This is a genomic window from Bradyrhizobium sp. 192 (assembly GCF_023100965.1).
Classification (GTDB): Bacteria; Pseudomonadota; Alphaproteobacteria; order Rhizobiales; family Xanthobacteraceae; genus Bradyrhizobium; species Bradyrhizobium symbiodeficiens.
In genome coordinates, this window is record NZ_CP064690.1 from 5,656,570 (window position 1) to 5,676,442 (window position 19,873).

Annotated in this window: 18 protein-coding genes; 7 read left to right on the forward strand and 11 right to left on the reverse strand. The window is 63.7% G+C overall.

Annotated elements, in window-relative coordinates:
- Nucleotides 1-47: 47 nt before the first annotated feature.
- The 11 genes from rpoB to IVB24_RS26445 form a co-directional block, all read right to left on the reverse strand.
- The gene (gene rpoB, locus IVB24_RS26395; protein ID WP_166468988.1) at nt 48-4,163 is read right to left on the reverse strand and encodes a DNA-directed RNA polymerase subunit beta; all 4,116 of its coding nucleotides are present in this window, start codon (nt 4,161-4,163) and stop codon (nt 48-50) included.
- A gap of 484 nt (nt 4,164-4,647) precedes the next feature.
- Nucleotides 4,648-5,025: a 50S ribosomal protein L7/L12 gene (gene rplL / locus IVB24_RS26400; protein ID WP_094895389.1), complete on the reverse strand. Its 378-nt coding sequence runs from the start codon at nt 5,023-5,025 to the stop codon at nt 4,648-4,650.
- A 54-nt stretch (nt 5,026-5,079) separates the two neighbouring features.
- On the reverse strand, nt 5,080-5,598 hold the full coding sequence (gene rplJ / locus IVB24_RS26405; protein WP_094972493.1) for a 50S ribosomal protein L10: 519 nt from the start codon (nt 5,596-5,598) through the stop codon (nt 5,080-5,082).
- Nucleotides 5,599-6,177: 579 nt separating this feature from the next.
- Nucleotides 6,178-7,131 (reverse strand): 2-hydroxyacid dehydrogenase, encoded by a 954-nt coding sequence (locus IVB24_RS26410; protein ID WP_247769554.1) that lies wholly within the window; start codon nt 7,129-7,131, stop codon nt 6,178-6,180.
- Nucleotides 7,132-7,238: 107 nt separating this feature from the next.
- A complete protein-coding gene (gene rplA, locus IVB24_RS26415) occupies nt 7,239-7,931 on the reverse strand; it encodes a 50S ribosomal protein L1 (protein ID WP_094972005.1) in 693 nt (230 codons plus the stop codon).
- Nucleotides 7,932-7,937: 6 nt separating this feature from the next.
- Nucleotides 7,938-8,366: a 50S ribosomal protein L11 gene (rplK, locus tag IVB24_RS26420; protein ID WP_007602986.1), complete on the reverse strand. Its 429-nt coding sequence runs from the start codon at nt 8,364-8,366 to the stop codon at nt 7,938-7,940.
- A 132-nt stretch (nt 8,367-8,498) separates the two neighbouring features.
- Nucleotides 8,499-9,053 (reverse strand): transcription termination/antitermination protein NusG, encoded by a 555-nt coding sequence (gene nusG / locus IVB24_RS26425; RefSeq protein WP_094895392.1) that lies wholly within the window; start codon nt 9,051-9,053, stop codon nt 8,499-8,501.
- Complete coding sequence (secE, locus tag IVB24_RS26430) at nt 9,053-9,244, reverse strand: preprotein translocase subunit SecE (protein WP_007602984.1); 192 nt, start codon at nt 9,242-9,244, stop codon at nt 9,053-9,055. The genes nusG and secE overlap by 1 nt, the downstream gene beginning before the upstream one ends.
- Before the next feature lie 355 nt (nt 9,245-9,599).
- A complete protein-coding gene (locus tag IVB24_RS26435; protein ID WP_094895393.1) occupies nt 9,600-10,868 on the reverse strand; it encodes a class I SAM-dependent methyltransferase in 1,269 nt (422 codons plus the stop codon).
- Between the two features lie 85 nt (nt 10,869-10,953).
- A complete protein-coding gene (locus IVB24_RS26440) occupies nt 10,954-11,973 on the reverse strand; it encodes a lysylphosphatidylglycerol synthase transmembrane domain-containing protein (RefSeq protein ID WP_140480197.1) in 1,020 nt (339 codons plus the stop codon).
- Between the two features lie 12 nt (nt 11,974-11,985).
- The gene (locus tag IVB24_RS26445) at nt 11,986-12,573 is read right to left on the reverse strand and encodes an SIS domain-containing protein (protein WP_247769555.1); all 588 of its coding nucleotides are present in this window, start codon (nt 12,571-12,573) and stop codon (nt 11,986-11,988) included.
- 165 nt (nt 12,574-12,738) lie between these two features.
- On the opposite strand from IVB24_RS26445, the gene IVB24_RS26450 reads away from it, so the two are divergent.
- From IVB24_RS26450 to IVB24_RS26480, 7 genes are all read left to right on the forward strand, one after another.
- Complete coding sequence (locus IVB24_RS26450; protein ID WP_094972494.1) at nt 12,739-13,752, forward strand: SDR family oxidoreductase; 1,014 nt, start codon at nt 12,739-12,741, stop codon at nt 13,750-13,752.
- Nucleotides 13,753-13,834: 82 nt separating this feature from the next.
- Nucleotides 13,835-15,400 carry a PfkB family carbohydrate kinase gene (locus tag IVB24_RS26455; RefSeq protein WP_247769556.1) on the forward strand — a complete coding sequence of 522 codons (1,566 nt, stop codon included), beginning with the start codon at nt 13,835-13,837 and terminating at the stop codon, nt 15,398-15,400.
- A 27-nt stretch (nt 15,401-15,427) separates the two neighbouring features.
- The gene (locus IVB24_RS26460; protein ID WP_247769557.1) at nt 15,428-16,429 is read left to right on the forward strand and encodes an SDR family oxidoreductase; all 1,002 of its coding nucleotides are present in this window, start codon (nt 15,428-15,430) and stop codon (nt 16,427-16,429) included.
- A gap of 5 nt (nt 16,430-16,434) precedes the next feature.
- Nucleotides 16,435-17,046 carry a hypothetical protein gene (locus IVB24_RS26465; RefSeq protein ID WP_247769558.1) on the forward strand — a complete coding sequence of 204 codons (612 nt, stop codon included), beginning with the start codon at nt 16,435-16,437 and terminating at the stop codon, nt 17,044-17,046.
- The gene (locus IVB24_RS26470) at nt 17,043-18,080 is read left to right on the forward strand and encodes an aminoglycoside phosphotransferase family protein (RefSeq protein ID WP_247769559.1); all 1,038 of its coding nucleotides are present in this window, start codon (nt 17,043-17,045) and stop codon (nt 18,078-18,080) included. The genes IVB24_RS26465 and IVB24_RS26470 overlap by 4 nt, the downstream gene beginning before the upstream one ends.
- Nucleotides 18,055-18,903, forward strand: coding sequence for a transketolase (locus IVB24_RS26475; protein ID WP_094972013.1), 849 nt, complete (start codon nt 18,055-18,057; stop codon nt 18,901-18,903). Before IVB24_RS26470 ends, IVB24_RS26475 begins: the two co-directional genes overlap by 26 nt.
- Before the next feature lie 10 nt (nt 18,904-18,913).
- The gene (locus IVB24_RS26480) at nt 18,914-19,873 is read left to right on the forward strand and encodes a transketolase C-terminal domain-containing protein (RefSeq protein ID WP_094972014.1); all 960 of its coding nucleotides are present in this window, start codon (nt 18,914-18,916) and stop codon (nt 19,871-19,873) included.

The following is a 19,873-nucleotide window of genomic DNA, read 5'->3' on the forward strand; positions in this document are numbered from 1 at the left end:
ACGGGGCGCCGATGCCCGGCCGTGAAGGCCGGGCATGATAGATCGTGTTACTCGGCCGCTTCCGCCGTCCCCGGCCCGACCTTGGAATTGTGCAAGTCGACGTTGAGGCCGAGCGAGCGCATTTCCTTGACCAGCACGTTGAACGATTCCGGAATACCGGCTTCGAACGTGTCGTCGCCACGCACGATCGCCTCGTACACCTTGGTACGGCCGGCGACGTCGTCCGACTTCACCGTCAGCATCTCCTGGAGCGTGTACGCCGCGCCGTAAGCCTCGAGCGCCCACACCTCCATTTCGCCGAAGCGCTGGCCGCCGAACTGCGCCTTGCCGCCCAGCGGCTGCTGGGTGACGAGCGAGTACGGACCGATCGAACGCGCATGGATCTTGTCGTCGACCAGATGGTGCAGCTTGAGCATGTAGATGTAGCCCACCGTCACCTTGCGATCGAACGCATCGCCGGTACGGCCGTCATAGACGGTCGACTGGCCCGAAGCGTCCAGACCGGCAAGCTTCAGCATCTCCTCGATGTCGGCTTCCTTGGCGCCGTCGAACACCGGCGTTGCGATCGGCACGCCGCGGCTGAGGTTATGGCCGAGCTCGATCAGTTCGCTGTCGTTGAGCGACTTGATCGTCTCGTCCTCGCCGTAGACCTTCTTCAAGGTTTCCTTCAGCGGCTTGATGTCCTGCTTCGACAGATAGGCATCGACCGTCTGGCCGATACGCTTGCCGAGGCCGGCACAGGCCCAGCCGAGATGGGTCTCGAGGATCTGCCCGACGTTCATGCGCGAGGGCACGCCGAGCGGATTGAGCACGATATCGGCATGCGTACCGTCTTCGAGGAACGGCATGTCCTCGATCGGCACGATCTTCGACACCACGCCCTTGTTGCCGTGGCGGCCGGCCATCTTGTCGCCGGGCTGGATCTTGCGCTTCACCGCGACGAAGACCTTGACCATCTTCATCACGCCGGGCGGCAATTCGTCACCGCGCTGAAGCTTTTCGACCTTGTCGAGGAAGCGCTGTTCCAGCCCCTTCTTCGACTCGTCGTACTGCTTCCGCATGGCCTCGATCTCGGCCATCAGCTTGTCGTTCGGCGAGGCGAACAGCCACCACTGCGACTTCGGGTACTCCTCGAGCACCGCACGGGTGATCTTGGTGTCCTTCTTGAAGCCCTTCGGACCGGCAATGCCCTGCCGTCCCTCGAGCAGCTCGGCAAGACGGTTGTAGACGTTGCGGTCCAGGATCGCCTGCTCGTCGTCGCGGTCCTTGGCCAGACGCTCGATCTCTTCCCGTTCGATCGCCAGCGCACGCTCGTCCTTGTCGACGCCGTGACGGTTGAACACGCGCACTTCCACGATCGTGCCCTGCACGCCCGGAGGAACGCGCAGCGAGGTGTCGCGAACGTCGGAGGCCTTCTCGCCGAAGATCGCGCGCAGCAGTTTCTCTTCCGGCGTCATCGGGCTCTCGCCCTTCGGCGTGATCTTGCCGACCAGGATGTCGCCGGCGCGCACTTCCGCGCCGATGTAGACGATACCGGCTTCGTCGAGGTTCTTCAGCGCTTCTTCCGACACGTTCGGAATGTCGCGGGTGATTTCCTCAGGCCCGAGCTTGGTGTCGCGGGCCATCACTTCGAACTCCTCGATGTGGATCGAGGTGAAGACGTCTTCCTTCACGATCCGCTCGGAGAGCAGGATCGAGTCTTCGAAGTTGTAGCCGTTCCACGGCATGAACGCGACGAGCACGTTGCGCCCGAGAGCGAGTTCGCCGAGATCGGTCGACGGACCGTCGGCGATGATGTCGCCCTTCCTGACGATGTCGCCGACCTTCACCAGCGGACGCTGGTTGATGCAGGTTGACTGGTTTGAGCGCTGGTACTTCATCAGACGGTAGATATCGACGCCCGACTTGGTCGGATCGAGATCTTCCGTGGCGCGGATGACGACGCGGGTGGCGTCGATCTGGTCGATCACGCCCGAACGGCGCGCCGCGATCGCGGCACCCGAGTCCCGCGCAACCACGCCTTCCATGCCGGTGCCGACGAACGGCGCCTCGGCGCGAACCAGCGGCACCGCCTGGCGCTGCATGTTCGAGCCCATCAGCGCGCGGTTGGCGTCGTCGTTCTCGAGGAACGGGATCAACGCCGCGGCAACCGAAACCAGCTGCTTCGGCGACACGTCCATGTAGTCAACCTTGTCGGGCGTCACCGGCAAGACTTCGCCGGCGTGACGGCAGACCACGAGGTCTTCGGTGAAGCGGCCCTTCGGGTCGAGCGGCACGTTGGCCTGCGCGACCGTGTAGCGGCCCTCTTCCATCGCCGAGAGATACACGACCTCGTCGGTGACGCGGCCGTCCTTGACCTTGCGATACGGCGTCTCGACGAAGCCGTACTTGTTCACGCGCGCGAAGGTCGCGAGCGAGTTGATCAGGCCGATGTTCGGGCCTTCCGGCGTCTCGATCGGGCAGATGCGGCCGTAATGCGTCGGATGCACGTCGCGGACTTCGAAGCCGGCGCGCTCGCGGGTCAGACCGCCCGGTCCGAGCGCCGAGAGACGACGCTTGTGGGTGATCTCGCTGAGCGGGTTGGTCTGGTCCATGAACTGCGAGAGCTGCGAGGAGCCGAAGAACTCGCGCACGGCGGCAGCCGCCGGCTTCGCGTTGATCAGGTCCTGCGGCATGACCGTGTCGATGTCGACCGAGGACATGCGCTCCTTGATCGCGCGCTCCATGCGCAGGAGGCCGATGCGGTACTGGTTCTCCATCAGCTCGCCGACCGAGCGCACGCGGCGGTTGCCGAGATGGTCGATGTCGTCGATCTCGCCCTTGCCGTCGCGCAAATCCACCAGCGTCTTGATGACGGAGAGGATGTCTTCCTTGCGCAGCGTGCGCTGGGTGTCTGGCGCATCGAGGTCGAGGCGCATGTTCATCTTGACGCGGCCGACCGCGGAGAGGTCGTAGCGTTCGGAGTCGAAGAACAGCGATTGGAACATGGCCTGCGCCGAATCCAGCGTCGGCGGCTCGCCCGGACGCATCACGCGGTAGATGTCGAACAGCGCGTCCTCGCGCGTCATGTTCTTGTCGGCCGAGAGCGTATTGCGGATGTAGGGGCCGATATTGACGTGGTCGATGTCAAGGAGCGGCAGCTCCTTGTAGCCGTGCTCATTGAGCACCTTCATCGACTTGTCGGTTATTTCCTCGCCGGCTTCGGCGTGGATCTCACCCGTCTTCGGGTTGACGAGGTCCTCGGCGATGTAATTGCCGACCAGTTCCTCATCGGCCAGGCGCAGCGCCTTCAGCCCCTTTTCCTGGAGCTGACGGGCAGCACGAACGGTGAGTTTCTTGCCGGCCTCGAGCACGACCTTGCCGGTATCGGCGTCGATCAGGTCGTTGACGGTCGAGTAACCGCGGAAACGGTTGGCGTCGAACGGAACGCGCCAGCCTTCCTTGGTCCGCTTGTAGAGGATCTTCTTGTAGAAGGTGGACAGGATCGCCTCGCCGTCGAGGCCGAGGGCGAACATCAGCGACGTCACCGGAATCTTGCGGCGACGATCGATACGCGCATAGACGATGTCCTTGGCGTCGAACTCGATGTCGAGCCAGGAACCGCGATAAGGGATGACGCGGGCGGCGAACAGCAGCTTGCCCGACGAATGGGTCTTGCCCTTGTCGTGGTCGAAGAACACGCCGGGCGACCGGTGCATCTGCGAGACGATGACGCGCTCGGTACCGTTGACGATGAAGGTGCCGTTCATCGTCATGAGCGGGATATCGCCCATGTAGACGTCCTGCTCCTTGATGTCCTTGACCGACTTCGCGCCGGTTTCCTCGTCGATATCGAACACGATGAGACGCAGCGTCACCTTGAGCGGAGCTGCGAAGGTCATGCCCCGCTGGCGGCACTCGTCGACGTCATATTTCGGCTGCTCGAACTCGTAGCGGACGAATTCCAGCATCGAGGTGCCCGAGAAGTCGGAGATCGGGAACACCGACCGGAAGACCGCCTGCAGACCTTCGTCGAGACGGCCCCCTTGGGGTTCGTCGACCATCAGGAACTGATCATAGGATGCCTTCTGAACCTCGATGAGGTTCGGCATCTCTGCGACTTCCTTGATGTGTCCGAAGAACTTGCGAACGCGTTTGCGACCGGTAAATGTCTGCTGCGCCATCGTGGCCTCTCATTTTCGTCGCCCGATCTGGGCGCGCCCTCCGGAACGCGGCTGCCACCGCTCCCCGGGTTGAATTTTTTCGAACCCGCTTTGGGGGCCGGAGACTCAAATTCAGGCCGGAATGTCCTGAATCTGTTCTTCAGACCTTCAAAACGCAAAACGACGCGCGGGGCGCTGGTGCGCGCCCGCCCGTCACAACGACCGCCTTCACGGACTGAAAAAGCCCGAAATAGCTTGCTCTCCCAACGGCTTACAGGGGTCCGGTATCCCTGCCCACCGCGCTTTCGTGCTGCCGAACCGATATGGGGCGACAATAGTGGAGATTCGAGGGGTGAACCCGCAAATCCCCACACTTTTTCGTGTTTGGCCTGCGTCGGGACGTCCCGTCGCACGCCTTTTGCATCTGGCCCACCCCTTTTGTTGAGGGGAAAGCTGAGATCTCGGGCCGCTGACGCTCGCCCGAGACCTCGCCAGTAAGCGGTGCTTACTTGAGCTCGACCTTCGCGCCAGCCTTCTCGAGCTGGACCTTGAGCTTCTCGGCCTCGTCCTTGTTCACGCCTTCCTTGACAGGCTTCGGCGCGCCCTCGACGAGGTCCTTTGCTTCCTTCAGGCCCAGGCCGGTGATGGCGCGGACTTCCTTGATGACCTCGATCTTCTTGTCGCCGGCGGCGGCAAGGACGACCGTGAACTCGGTCTTCTCTTCGGCCGGAGCGGCGGCAGCGCCACCACCAGCCGGGCCGGCCACGGCGACAGCCGCGGCAGCCGAAACGCCCCACTTTTCTTCGAGGAGCTTCGCCAGTTCGGCAGCTTCGAGCACGGTGAGGCTCGAGAGGTCGTCAACGATCTTCTGCAAGTCAGCCATTGTTCAGTTTCCTTAGATGTAAGTCTGGTTCGGGTTTGAGTTTTGCGAAGGGCGTCAGGCCGCTTCGCCCTTTGAGGCATGAGCCTGGATGACGCGCGCGAGCTTGCCCGCGGGCGCATTGGCGAGCTGAGCGATCTTGGTCGCCGGAGCCACAAGAAGGCCGACGAGCTTGGCGCGCAGTTCATCAAGCGACGGCAGCGAGGCAAGAGCCTTCACGCCGTCGACATTCAGGACGGTCGTTCCCATCGAACCGCCAATGATGACGAACTTTTCGTTCGCCTTGGCGAATTCGACGGCGACCTTCGGCGCCGCTACCGGATCGTTCGAAGTGGCGATCACGGTCGGTCCCTTCAGCATGGGACCGATGGCAACGACGTCAGTGCCTTCAAGAGCAATTTTGGCGAGACGGTTCTTCGAGACCTTCACCGAGGCGCCAGCCTGCTTCATCTGCGTCCGCAGCTTCTGCATCTGGGCAACGGTCAGGCCGGAATATTGGGCAACGACCGCGACGCTCGTGGTCTTGAAGACCCCATTGAGCTGTTCGACCGCTTCCTTTTTTGCCGCTCGTTCCACAGCAAGCTCTTTCCGGTTGGCGGCCATCGCGAGAAGCGGGACCGCCGGGTTGCACCCATCGTCCCACCCAAAACTGAACCTCCGGGTCAAAACCCATCGGACACGCGCCGGGCGAGACGACAATTCAAAGCCTGCCCTCCGGAAGCTCGTGAGCCCACGGCGTGTCGAGGTCCGAACCAAACCCATTCCGCGACCACCTTAAGGCGGAACGCGAAGTGAAATCCGGTCTTCACCCGTCTATGCAGGCCATGCGATTAAGCCGTTGAGAAATCGAAATCTCCCGCAGGCGCCTGCAGTCTTGGACAGGACAAGGTCAGCCGGCGAACCGCCCGACCCCTGCCCGCACTCCACCAACCGACGGGTTTTCCTTCCTCTTCGGGCAAATCCTCACGGACGTCCTGAAAAGGAATGATCTCCTGTCTTGTCGGGTTTTCGGAATGCGTGCACGAACGCGCCAGCCGAGGCCGGTACGTCCGGAAGCGGTTCTTTAACCGCTCGCAGCCTGCTTGCCAAGAGCAAAATTCACACCAGTTCCAATCCGTTGCCCTGGGCGCTTGATCCGGGCCAATAAGGTCCGATTCAGGCCGATTTGACCCCATAAGGCAGCGGCTTGTCCTCGAAGAACGCGGTCAGGTTGGCCAGGACGCAGTTCTGCATGGCGACGTGCGATTCGAGGGTATGGCCGCCGATATGGGGGGCGAACACAACGTTGGGGAGCGCCGTCAGGGCGTCGGGGGCGCGCGGTTCCTTCTCGAAGACGTCGAGGCCGGCCCCCGCAATGGTCTTATCGGTCAGCGCCTTGACCAGCGCCTGCTCGTCGATCACCGATCCGCGGGAGACGTTGACGACATAGCCGTCCACCCCGAGTCGCCTCAAGATGTCGGCATTGACGACGTGCTGGGTGTCGGTTCCTGCCCGGACCGCGATCATCAGCACGCTGCACCAATCGGCCAGCGCCTCCAGCGTCGGGAAATATTGATAGGGCAGATCGTACTCAGTCCGGCTGAAATAGCCGATTTCGCTCTCGAAGGCGGCGCAGCGCGCGGCGATCTTGCGGCCGATCTCGCCCATGCCATAAATGCCGATGCGGCGGCCGGGCATGCCCGCCTGCGGGCGCATCATCGGCGATTGCTTCGACCCCGCCCAGTCGCCGCTGCGGACATATTGGTCGGCGACCAGGATCCGCCGCGTCGTTGCCAGCATCAGGGTCATCGCGATGTCGGCGACCGAGGCGGCATTGGCGCCCGGGCTGTGGCCGACAGCGATGTTGCGGGCGGCTGCGGCCGTCAGGTCGACACCGTCATAGCCGGTGCCGTAGCAGACGATGGCGCCGAGTTTTGGAAACAGGTCCATCGCTTCCGCGCCGAGCGGGGAGCCGCCTGCCGTCAGCATCGCGCGGATGCCACTGAGTTCCTCCGCAGAAAACACCTCGCCTGCGGGCTTGCCGCCGGTGTCGAGCAGTTCGAACCGCTCGGCGAAACGCGCCATCATCGTCTTGGGAAAGCGCGAATAGATCAGGACCTTGTCAGCCATTGTTCTTGTTTCCGTTGAGCCCTGCCACAAACGACGAGGGGCGGAATCGGTTGCCCAATTCCGCCCCTCGCCTCATGCAATTTCCGAACCTCTGGCCGAGGCCGACCTTAGCCGAGAATCGTGTTCGGCTCGACCTTCACGCCGGGGCCCATGGTCGAGGACACCGCAACGCGCTGGATGTAGGTGCCCTTGGAACCGGCCGGCTTCGCCTTCGAGACAGCATCGGCGAGAGCCTTGATGTTCTCGACCAGCTTCTCCTCGGAGAACGAGGCCTTGCCGACGCCGGCCTGCAGAATGCCGGCCTTCTCGACGCGGAACTCGACCGAGCCGCCCTTGGCACCCTTCACCGCACCGGTGACGTCCATGGTCACGGTGCCGATCTTCGGGTTCGGCATCAGGCCGCGCGGGCCGAGCACCTTACCCAACCGGCCGACCAGCGGCATCATGTCGGGGGTGGCGATGCAGCGGTCGAAATCGATCGAGCCGTTCTGCACCTTCTCGACCAGGTCTTCGGCGCCGACGACGTCGGCACCCGCAGCCTTGGCTTCGTCAGCCTTGGCGCCACGGGCGAACACGCCGACGCGGAGCGTACGGCCGGTGCCGTTCGGCAGGGTCACGACGCCACGGACCATCTGGTCGGCGTGACGCGGATCGACGCCGAGATTGATCGCGACCTCGATGGTCTCGTCGAACTTCGCTTTCGCGCGTTCCTTGACCATCTTGATGGCGTCCGCGAGCGGGTAAAGCTTTTCGCGATCAACACCTTCGCGGGCTTTGTTCAAACGCTTTCCGATTGCCATAGCCGCTTACCCCGCCACTTCCAGACCCATCGAACGGGCAGAGCCCTCGACCATCTTCATGGCCGACTCGATCGAGTCGCAATTCAGGTCCTTCATCTTCTTCTCGGCGATCTCGCGCACCTGCGCCTTGGTCACCGCACCGGCCTTGTCACGGCCCGGCGCCTTCGAGCCGGACTGGATCTTGGCGGCCTGCTTGAGGAAGAACGACATCGGGGGCGTCTTCATCTCGAACGTGAACGAACGATCGGCATAGATCGTGATCACGACGGGAATCGGGGTGTTCTTCTCTTCCTTCTGGGTCTGCGCGTTGAACGCCTTGCAGAACTCCATGATGTTGAGACCGCGCTGACCAAGCGCGGGACCGATCGGGGGCGAGGGATTCGCCGCACCGGCCGGGACCTGAAGCTTCAGGTATCCGGTCACTTTCTTTGCCATCTATCACTCCTGTTGTGCCGGCCATCGCCGGCGGTTCAGGTTCGTGGTCTGGGTCGGATGCGGCTGGCAACCGCCCTCTCCCTCCCACGGCCTCTCTTTGCGCGAAGCTTTTCGGCTTCACGCGCTACCCGGTCAGACCTTCTCGACCTGCCCGAACTCCAGCTCGACCGGCGTGGCGCGGCCGAAGATCGACACCGCAACCTTCACGCGCGAGCGCGCCTCGTCGATTTCCTCGACCACACCCGAGAACGAGGCGAACGGGCCATCGGCCACGCGCACGTTCTCGCCGATCTCGAACGACACCGACGCCTTCGGCCGTTCCACGCCCTCCTGCACCTGGTGCAGGATGCGCATCGCTTCCGATTCAGAAATCGGCATCGGCTTGTTTTCCGCGCCGAGGAAGCCCGTGACCTTCGGCGTGTTCTTGATCAGGTGAAACGCTTCGTCGGTCAGCTTCATCTTCACCAGCACGTAGCCCGGGAAGAACTTGCGCTCGGCGTCGATCTTGCGGCCGCGGCGCACTTCCGTGACCTTCTCGGTCGGGACCAGTATCTGCTCGAAGAGATCCTCAAGCCCACGCTGCTTGGCCTGTTCGCGGATCGATTCCTGAACCTTCTTCTCGAAGTTCGAATAGGCGTGGACGATGTACCAGCGCTTGTCGGACAGTTGAGCGGTTGCTGTAGCCATCAGTGAATGCCCAAAAGGAAGGTGATGAGGACGCGGATGATCTGGTCGGCGGCGAAGAAGAAGATCGAGGCCACCGCGACCATGACGAACACCATGATGGTGGTGATCGTGGTCTCACGACGGGTCGGCCAGGTGACCTTGGCGGTCTCCGAGCGCACTTCCTGCAAGAACTTGAACGGGCTGACTGCCATCGTTTGATGTCCAACGTCCGTCGACAGACGCGAATGAATTTCAGGGATCCGAACAGCCGCCGTTGGCCCAGCCCTCTGTCTCGAAGGATGAGCCGGAAACCGGGCTCGATTGTTCGGGGATTTCAAAGCCGCGCCGGATATCCGCATCTCAGCGGGCCGGCAGCGAGTGCGGGGTATCTACTGCGGATGAGGCCAAACGTCAAGGTCACGCCGCGCCCGCCGAGCCACCCCTGATACCAGGACGCCCCCAACAGAGCCGATCCGAATCAACGGGTTAACCGGCCATGCCGCGCGCCCCTCTGACGTTCCGGCCGTCCCAACCGCCCTCCTCGCTGGCGGCGGCCCCGGAACACCATCAGTCGGCCCGGTCGACCATGGAAATGCCCGGCAGCGGCACCACGAACTTTCCGCCCTCGGCGAAATAGCGGGCGTGCTTGGCCCGGATCGGGTCGACGTAGCGCCAGGCGAACACGACGACGAACGCCGGCTTGCGCTCATAAAGGGCGGCAGGCGGCAGGATCGGGATGTCGTAACCCGGGCCGGCCATCACGTTGCCCTTCTTGGGGTCGTCGTCCACCAGGAAGTCGATCTTGTTCTCCAGGCCGAACTGCGGCAGCAGCGTCGTGGTGCCGACCGAGACGCCGTAGCCGGCAACGAGCTGCCCGCGCGCATGGGCGGCATCGGCCATCGCAACCAGCTCGTCGCGGATCGCAGCGATCCGCTTCACATAGGGCCCATAATAGGCCGGCTGATCGACGCCGAGCCGCTCTTCCTCTGCGACGAACCGCGCGACCTCGGCCGACGGTTTCTTGGCGCCACCGGCACGCTGCACGGTGACGCGGATCGAGCCACCCTTGGTCCAGATGTGCTGGACGTCGATCAGCTCCATGCCGAGCCGGGCAAAGAACCGGATCAGCGGCTTGATGTTAAAATACGACAGATGCTCGTGATAGACCGTGTCGAGCAGGTTCTTCTCGGTGACGTCGACGCCGTATTGCGTTTCGAAGACGAACAACCCGTCCGGCGCAAGCACGTCGCGAACCCCGATCACCAGCGGATCGAGATTGTCGACATTGGCGATCATGTTGTTGGCGATCACGACGCTCGCCGCGCCGTGGCTCTGCAGGATGCGGTGACCAATGGCATCGGTGAAGAAATCACCGATGGTCTCGATCCCCGCCTCGGTCGCGCGCTTGGCGATATCGACGGCGGGATCGACACCCAGCACCCGCATGCCGCGCTCTTTGAAGTAGCCGAGCAGCGATCCGTCGTTGCTGCCGAGCTCGACGACCAGGGAGCCCGGCGCGATGCCGAAGCGGCTGACGACGTCGTTGGCATAGCCGGCGAAGTGCTCGCGCAGCCCGAGCGAGAGCGAGGTTGTGTAGACGTAGTTGCGGTACTGGATCTCAGGATTGCCGACGTGGAGAATCTGCAGATGGCCGCAATCCCTGCACAGATGCAGCGCCATCGGCACCGCGGCCCGGAACACCGGATCGTCGACGCTGGCATCGGGGACCTGGAAGTTCGGCGTGCCGATCGGCATGCCTGCCATCGGGACGACCAGCTCCTGCTTGTCCGAATGACAGAGGCGGCAGGTGTGGCGGACGTAGAACAGATTTTTCATCGTGGAACCGAAAAATGAGATACGCGATCGGGTGAGGCAATCCCACCCCGTGAAGACCAGACCGCCAGCAACGGGCTCAAGCGGGTCATGGGTGGCTCGAGACTTCCTTGCCCAGCCCGTCGTAGCCGGGAGCTTCCTTCGCCGCCTTGGCGGCCTTGTCTGCTGAATACGATCCGCGCTCCGGACTTGCCAGCCAGATCGCGCCGCCGACGAGCCCGATGATCACGCTGATGGCACCCAGCAGCAGCGAAACCGACAGCGCCTCCTCGGAGGGGACACCCGCGAGACCGAGGCAGGCAACCATCGCCCCTTCGCGAACACCCCAGCCGCTGATCGAGATCGGGACCGCCGTCAACAGCACCACGGGCGGAATCAGGATGCCGGCGTCCACCACCGAGAGCTGTGCTCCGACACCGCGCGCCAGGGCGAAGCAGGCCGCCGCGGTCACGACATGGATGAGCAGCGCCGACCCGAACAGCAAAGCGCGGCGCTCCGACTGCAGGAGGAGAAACCTGACCAGCGCTCCGAACCGGACGAAGCTTGCGATCGCCCGATGGGCGATCAGGCGCTTGGGCAGCCTGTCGAGCGTCAACAGAATCACGGTGCCGGCGACGCCGGCCAGCGTCAGCCCGCCGATGGCCAGAATCGCGGCATGATCGGACACGCGAGACAACAGGAACGGCAATCCGGCCACCATCAGCGCGATCAGCCCGATCAACGCGGTGAAACGGTCGGCCGCAACGCCCTTGACCGCCTCCGGCCACTGCACGCCGCGCTGGCGCAGCAGCCACATCCGCACCGCATCACCGCCGACCGAGGACGGCAACACCTGATTGAACCAGAGGCTGATCATCAGGATCCGCCAGCCCGCGAGCCAGTCCAGCGACACGCCGAGCGCGCGCATGATCAGCTCCCACCGGCCGTTGAGCACGAAGGTCTGGAAGAAAATCAACGACAGCGCCAGGACGAACAGCAAAGGATCGACCGAGACGAGATGGCTGCGCAACCGCTGCAGATCGAGGCCGCGCGCGATGTAGACCAGCACCGCGATCGACAGCAGCAGCTTTATCGAAAACAGGGCCGCCTGTTTGAACCGCGACTGCATCGGATGCCCGCCTCAGGATGCCGGATATTCCGCGCGACCGATCACGAGGTCGATCGCGGCCATCATCCAGAACTGGTGCGTGGTCTCGACAATGTTGTAGCTGCGGCTGTCGACGAAGAAGTTGACGTCGCCGAGATTGCGCAGCGGATTGTCCGCGTTCATACCCGACAGCGTGATCACGTCGAGCTTCATCGTCCGCGCCTGCGCAACCGCCTTGAGGATGTTCTTCGAGCGCCCCGACGAGCTGATCGCGACGAGGCAGTCGCCGGCACGGGCGCTCAACCGCACCGCGTGCGCGATCCAGTCCTCGAACCCGTAGTCGTTGGCAAGGCACGACATCATGCTCGCGTCGCTGAAGCAGAGCGCAGGCACCGACGCGTTCTTCGCGAGATCGATCGCCAGATGCGAGGCGATGCCGGCCGAGCCGCCGTTACCAATGAAGATGACGCGGCCGCCCTGCTCGCGCGCGCGCAACCAGAGGGCGCGGGTGGCGGAGATCGCGGCGAAAACGCCGTCGTCGACCGCTGTCGCGCGATGGAGGCGTCCCACGTAATCGTCGAGGAAAGCCTTGTGATCGGGATCGACGGACACGGCGGGCATGGGCTGGCGGCTCGATTGCAACATGTCCGGGTGATACCGGCTATTACCAAGGATTGCAAAGGTATAATACTTGCAAAGTCAGCGAGCGGCTGGTAGTCGGCTTTCGGGTTTCACTCACCATTGGCGGGCCTGTTTCGCTGGGCATTCGCGTCACGGATGTTCCTCATGAAATGCATCGTTACTGGCGGCGCCGGATTCATTGGAAGTCACCTCGTCGATCGTCTCCTCGACGACGGCCACGAGGTCATAGCGCTCGACAATTTCGTCATCGGGCGCCCCGAAAATCTGGCCGCACGCGCCGGTTCGAGCCGGTTGAAGGTCGTGCGGGCCGACGTCACCGACCTCGAGCAGATCAAGCCGTATTTCCACGGTATCGACTGGGTCTTCCATCTGGCGGCGCTGGCCGACATCGTTCCATCGATCGAGTCCCCGATCCCCTATCACCGCGCCAATGTCGACGGCACGGTCAACGTTCTCGAAGCGGCGCGGCACGCCGGCGCCAAGCGCTTCGTCTACGCCGCCTCGTCGTCCTGCTACGGTATTCCCGACGTCTATCCGACGCCCGAGAGCGCCGAGATCCGGCCGATGTATCCCTACGCGCTCACCAAGAATCTCGGTGAGCAGTGCGTCATGCACTGGTGCCAAGTCTACAAGCTTCCCGCGGTGGCGCTGCGCCTGTTCAACGTGTACGGGCCGCGGCATCGCACCACGGGCACCTACGGCGCCGTGTTCGGTGTCTTCATGGCGCAGAAGCTCGCCGGCAAGCCCTTCACGGTGGTCGGCGACGGCGAGCAGACGCGCGATTTTACCTTCGTCAGCGACGTCGCGGACGCCTTCGTCACCGCCGCGCGCTCCGATATCTCGCACCAGGTATTCAACGTCGGCTCGGACAACACCTACAGCGTCAACCGGCTGGTCGAGCTTCTCGGCGGCGACAAGGTCCATATTCCCAAGCGTCCGGGCGAGCCCGATTGCACCTACGCCGACATCACTGAGATCAAGCGGGTCCTGAACTGGACGCCGAAAGTGAAATTCGAGGACGGCGTCGCGACGATGCTGAAGTCGATGGATCAGTACAAGGATGCGCCCTTGTGGACGGTCGACAAGATCGCCGACGCCACCAAGGATTGGTTCAAATATCTCGGTGACGACGGCTCGCCGCAAAAGGCAAGCTCTTGAACAGGCTCGCCGGATATCGTTGCTGCGAGTCGATCATTTCGGTCCGGCCATCTGAGAGCTGCCGGCGCTTTAGGTAATTCACATGGGTAATGCTGCGACAGACAAGTCGACCGGCCATCCGGCACCGCACGACAAGATCAAGACGATCGAGGAGCTGGGCGAGATTGCGCGCGCCGCGCAGGCCAAGGGCTTGACCGTCGCGCTCTGCCACGGCGTGTTCGATCTGGTGCATCTCGGCCACGTCCGGCACATCCTGGCGGCGCGCAACGAGGCCGACGTGGTCATCGTGACCATCACCGCCGACCGTTTCGTCAACAAGGGGCCGGGGCGGCCGATCTTCCCGGAGAACATGCGCGCCGAGATGCTGGCCGCGCTCGGCACGGTCGACTGGGTCGGCATCAACCGGACTTCCAGCGCCGAGCCCGTCCTCGACACCGTGCGCCCCGACACCTACGTGAAGGGCTCGGACTACGAGAACCCCGAGGACGACGTCACCGGCAAGATCGCCACCGAGCGCGAGGTCGTCGAACGTCATGGCGGGCGAATCGTCTTCACGCGCGACGTCACCTTCAGCTCGTCGTCGCTGCTGAACCGCTATTTCGACATCTACGATCCCCCGCTGCGCGACTACCTCCAGAAGGTGCGCGAAGGCGGCGGCGCCGAACGCCTGCTGAAGCTGATCGACAAGATCCAGGACATGCACGTCGTGCTGGTCGGCGATACCATCATCGACGAATACCAGTACGTCACGGCGCTCGGGAAGGCTTCGAAGGAGAACATCGTCGCCACCCTGCTCAAGAACGGCGAGCAATTTGCTGGCGGCGTCATTGCCGCGGCCAATCACGTCGCGAGCTTCTGCAAGTCGGTGGAGATCGTCACGACGCTGGGTGGCAACGACTACCCCGAGGAGTTCATTCGCGCGCATGTCCGCCCGAACGTCACGCTGACGCCGATCCGCATTCAGGGCCGTCCGACGACCCGCAAATTGCGGTACGTCGAGATGGGCTATCTGCACAAGCTCTTCGAAGTCTACACCATGGACGACACGCCGCTCGACGAGGCCGAGCGCAAGGAGATCGACCGGATCACCGCCGAGCGCGTTCGTGGCGGGGACGTGGTGATCGTCACCGATTTCGGTCACGGCATGATCGCGTCCAGCACCATCGACACGCTGATCGCGAACTCCAAGTTCCTGGCGGTCAACGCCCAGAGCAACAGCGGAAACCACGGCTACAATCTGATCACGAAATATCCGCGGGCCGACTACGTCTGCATCGACGCGCCGGAAGCACGTCTGGCCGCGACCGACAAGTTCAGCGACATCGCGTCGGTGATCGAGGATGGCCTGCACCGCAAGATCGATTGCGACAACATGATCATCACGCACGGCTCCTTCGGCTGCTACCCCTTCTCGTCGAAGACCGGTGTCGCGCGCGTGCCCGCTTTCACCAAGACCGTCGTCGACACGGTCGGCGCCGGCGACGCCTTCCTGACCATCACGGCGCCGCTGGTGGCGGCCGGCGGCAATATCGAGGACGTCGCCTTCATCGGCAACGCCGCCGGCGCGATCAAGGTCGGCATCGTCGGTCACCGCAACTCGGTCGAAAAGGCGCCGCTGGTCAAATTCGTCACCGCGTTGTTGAAGTGACGCGAACCGGAAATCTGGAGAACGACAGTGATTGATCAGAAATGGAACGTGATGGTCACCGGTGGTGCCGGCTATGTCGGCAGCGTGCTGGTTCCCCAGTTGCTGGCAGCGGGCCACAAGGTCACGGTGCTCGACCTGTTCATGTATGGCGAATCCGTCTTCGACGCGGTTCGCAAACATCCGAACCTTCGCCTGATCAAGGGCGACATCCGCGATGAGGCCGCGATCAACGAGGCCCTGCGCGGCAACAACGCCGTGATCCACCTCGCCTGCATCTCCAACGACCCCTCGTTCGAGTTGGATCCGGGGCTCGGCAAGTCCATCAACTACGACTGCTTCCGTCCGATGGTGCGCGCCGCCAAGAAGGCCGGCATCAAGCGCTTCATCTACGCCTCCTCGTCGAGCGTCTACGGCATCAAGGACGAGGCCGAGGTGACCGAGGAACTGTCCTGCGAGCCGCTCACCGACTACTCCAAGTTCAAGGCGATGTGCGAGACCGACCTCGCCGAAGAGGCCGCTTCCGGCTTCGTCGCCTGCACGGTTCGTCCCGCCACCGTCTGCGGCTACGCACCGCGGCAGCGGCTCGACGTCGTCGTCAACATCCTGACCAACCTCGCGGTCAACACCGGCCGCATCCGCGTGTTCGGCGGAACGCAGAAGCGGCCCAACCTGCACATCCAGGACATGTCGGCGGCCTATCTGTTCCTGCTGCAGCAGGATGACGCGAAGATCGACGGCAAGACCTACAACATCGGCTACGAGAACCACTCGCTGATGAAGATCGCCGACATCGTCAAATCGGTGGTCGGAAACAACGTCGAAGTGGCCGTCGAGCCGACCGACGACCTGCGCTCCTATCACGTCTCCTCGGAGAAGATCCGCCGCGAGCTCGGATTTGCGCCGACGCACACGATCGAGCAGGCCGTGTCCGGCCTGGTGGACGCCTTCAGGTCCGGCCGCCTGCCGAACTCGCTCAACGACCCCCGGTATTTCAACATCAAGATGATGCAGAACATCAGCCTGAAGTGAGCGGCGTGCGGATCGGCATCGATTTCGACAACACGATCATCTGCTACGACAAGGTCTTTGCCGCCGCGGCGCGTCAGCGCGACCTGGTGCCGGAGGGCTGGGAGGGGCTGAAGAACGATGTGCGGGATCTCTTGCGATCCCGCACGGGTGGCGAGTTCGCCTGGCAAGGCCTGCAAGGCTTCGTCTATGGCAAGGGCATTGGCGGCGCCGAGATCTATCCGGGCGTTCGCGAATTCCTCGTGGCGTGCAGACAGACCGGCGCCAAGGTGTACATCGTCAGCCACAAGACCCGATTCGGTCATCAGGACCCCGACCATACCGACCTGCGCGAGGCCGCACGCGGCTGGCTCCGTGGCGCCGGCCTCATCGACGCTGCGGACGCGGCGGTGGCCAGCGGGGATGTTTATTTCGAGGATACGATGGCCGCCAAGGTCGACAGGCTCGCGAGCCTGGAGCTGGACATCTTCATCGACGATCTCGTCGAGGTGTTCGAGCAGCCGCATTTCCCGAAGGGCACGCGAGCGATCCTGCTCACGCGTTCGCGGTCCCTGCACCCCGAACATTGCAAGCCGATCGCGACATGGGCCGGCATCCACGACGAGGTGTTTGCGGCATGAGCGAGCCCGACATCGGCGCAGCGGATGCAGTGGAGATCGGCAGTCGTCTGGCGGGGGCCCGGGTCGCGGCCGCGCTGCCGGCGCGATCCGGCGGCAACAACAGGGTGTTTCGGCTGGAGATGGCGGAGGGGCCGCCCCTCGCCCTCAAGCATTATCCGTCCGACGGGCGCGACCGCCTGGGACAGGAATATGACGCGCTCACTTTTTTGTCGCGCCACGGCATCGCCTCGACGCCGCGGCCGATCGCAAAGGACGCCGATGCGTTCTGCGCGCTGTATCAATGGTTCGACGGCGACGCGGCGGTGCTGCATCCCCAGGACGACGATGCCGACCAGCTGGCCGATTTCCTGATCGAATTGCAGAAGCTGCGCGACGCCGTAGGTGCGCGCACCTTGCGGAACGCGTCAGCCAGCATCTTTTCACCCGAAGAAGCCATCGCCCAGTACGAGCAGCGCCTGGACGGACTGAGGCGGGCCTCCGACGATCATCCGGACTTGCGCGCCTTCGTCGACGGCAGCCTGGTTCCCAGCACTGCCGCCGCCATTCAGCGGCTCCGCCGGCGCTATGCGGAACTGGGGCGCGATCCTGCAGCGGACCTTTTGCCCGCGCATCGCGCATTGAGCCCGTCGGATTTCGGATTGCACAATGCGCTGCGCGGCCAAGACGGCAGGCTGCGCTTCATCGACTTCGAATATTTCGGCTGGGACGATCCGGTCAAACTCGTGTCCGACACCGCGATTCACCCCGGCAGCGATCTGCCCGAGGCTAGCGCGAATCGCTTGATCGAACGGCTCTCGCGCGCCTTCGAGGCTGGGGATGACGCGTTTGCGATCCGCCGTGACGTACTGTATCCTGTGTTCGGGGCGATCTGGTGCCTGATTGTCCTGAATGCTTATTTGCCCGAAAGCCGCTCCCGGCGCGCCTTGGTTGCGCAAGGTGGCGATCTGACGGTCCGCCTCGCCGGTCAGCTCGACAAAGCCCGCCGGCTTCATCAAACGATTTGCCAACGTGATCCAGATCTCACCCCACGCTGAAGCCGCCCTCACCTGCACGCTGGACGAGCGCAGTCTCTATTTGCGCCGCCTGGTCCTCGGTTCTGTCCGCTCCGCGGGACGCGGCCATGTCGGTCCAGCGCTGTCGCTGATCGAGATGGTCCGCGTGCTCTACGACGACGTGCTGCGGATCGACCCGCAGAACCCGCGCGATCCCGAACGCGACCGCGCCATCCTCAGCAAGGGACACGGTTGTCTGGCGCTCTATGCGCTGCTGGCCGATCGCGGCTTCTTCCCGCTGTCGGAGCTGGACGGCTTTTGCGGCTCCGACAGTATTTTGGGCGGACATCCCGAATACGGCATGGTGCCCGGGGTCGAGGCCTCGACCGGGGCACTCGGACACGGCCTGTCGATCGGCGTCGGCCTCGCGCTCGCCGCCCGCATGCGCGAGCGCAGCTACCGGACCTTCGTGCTGCTCGGCGACGGCGAGATCAACGAGGGATCGGTGTGGGAGGCCGCCATGGGCGCGGCCAAGCACGGGCTCGACAACCTCGTCGCGATGATCGACTACAACAAGCTCCAGAGCTACGGGCCGACCGACTACGTCCTGCCGCTGGAGCCACTCGCAGACAAATGGCGCAGCTTCGGCTTTGCCGTGCAGGAGCTCAACGGCCACGACGTCGGCGCCCTGCGCACCGTCCTGAAGCAGGTCCCGGCCGTTCCGGGCAAACCCACCGCGGTGATCTGCCATACCGTCAAAGGCAAGGGTCTGCCGCCCGCGGAATCCAACGCCGACTGGCATCACAAGAACAAGCTGTCCGACACCGAGCTCGACGCCATCCGCGTCGCCGTCGGCGATTTTTGATCGGCTCCCCATGCGCAACACCGCGATGAACATGGTCCACAAGCTCGCCGCGCGCGACGAGCGTGTGCTCTACATCGGCTCCGATCCGGGCGCCGGCACCTTGCGTGCGATGAGCAAGGAGTTTCCCAAGCGCCATCTGATCGAGGGCATTTCGGAAGCGCACATCATCGGCATGTCGGCCGGTCTCGCGATGGAAGGCTTCGTGCCTTACGTCAATACCATCGCGACCTTCCTCACCCGCCGCTGCTACGAGCAAGTCGCCGTCGATCTCTGTCTGCACAATCTGCCGGTGCGCCTGATCGCCAATGGCGGCGGGCTGGTCTACGCACCGCTCGGCCCCACCCACCAGGCGATCGAAGACATCGCCATCATGCGGGCGCTGCCGAACATGACGGTGATCTGCCCGTGCGATGCCGACGAGGCCGCGCGCATGATGGACAAGACGCTCGACTGGACCGGACCGATCTACATCCGGCTCGGCAAGGGCGGCGACGCCATCGTCTCCAAGGCCGAGCACGGCTTCGAGATCGGCAAGGCCATCCTGATGCGCCCGCCGGGCGACGTCCTCATGGTGACCACCGGCATCATGCTCCAGCGTGCCATCGCCGCAGCCGACCTGCTGGCCGCGCAGGGTGTCCGCGCCGGCATCCTGCACATGCATACGGTGAAGCCGCTCGACACCGAAGCGCTGCTGCAGGCCATCCGCGGCATCAAGCTCCTGGTAACGCTGGAGGAGCACGTGCCCTCCGGCGGCCTCGGCAGCGCAGTCGCGGAGACGCTGATCGACAAGCTTGGTTCGGGCCTGCCCGCGATGCTGCGGCTGTCGCTGCCGGACCGCTTCATGCACAATTACGGCTCGCAGGACTCGCTGCTGAAGAAGCACGGCCTCGCGCCCAATGCCATCGCGACTTCGATCGAGCACGCGCTCGCGGCGTCGCGCACATCCTCCCCTCAACTCCATTCCACCTGA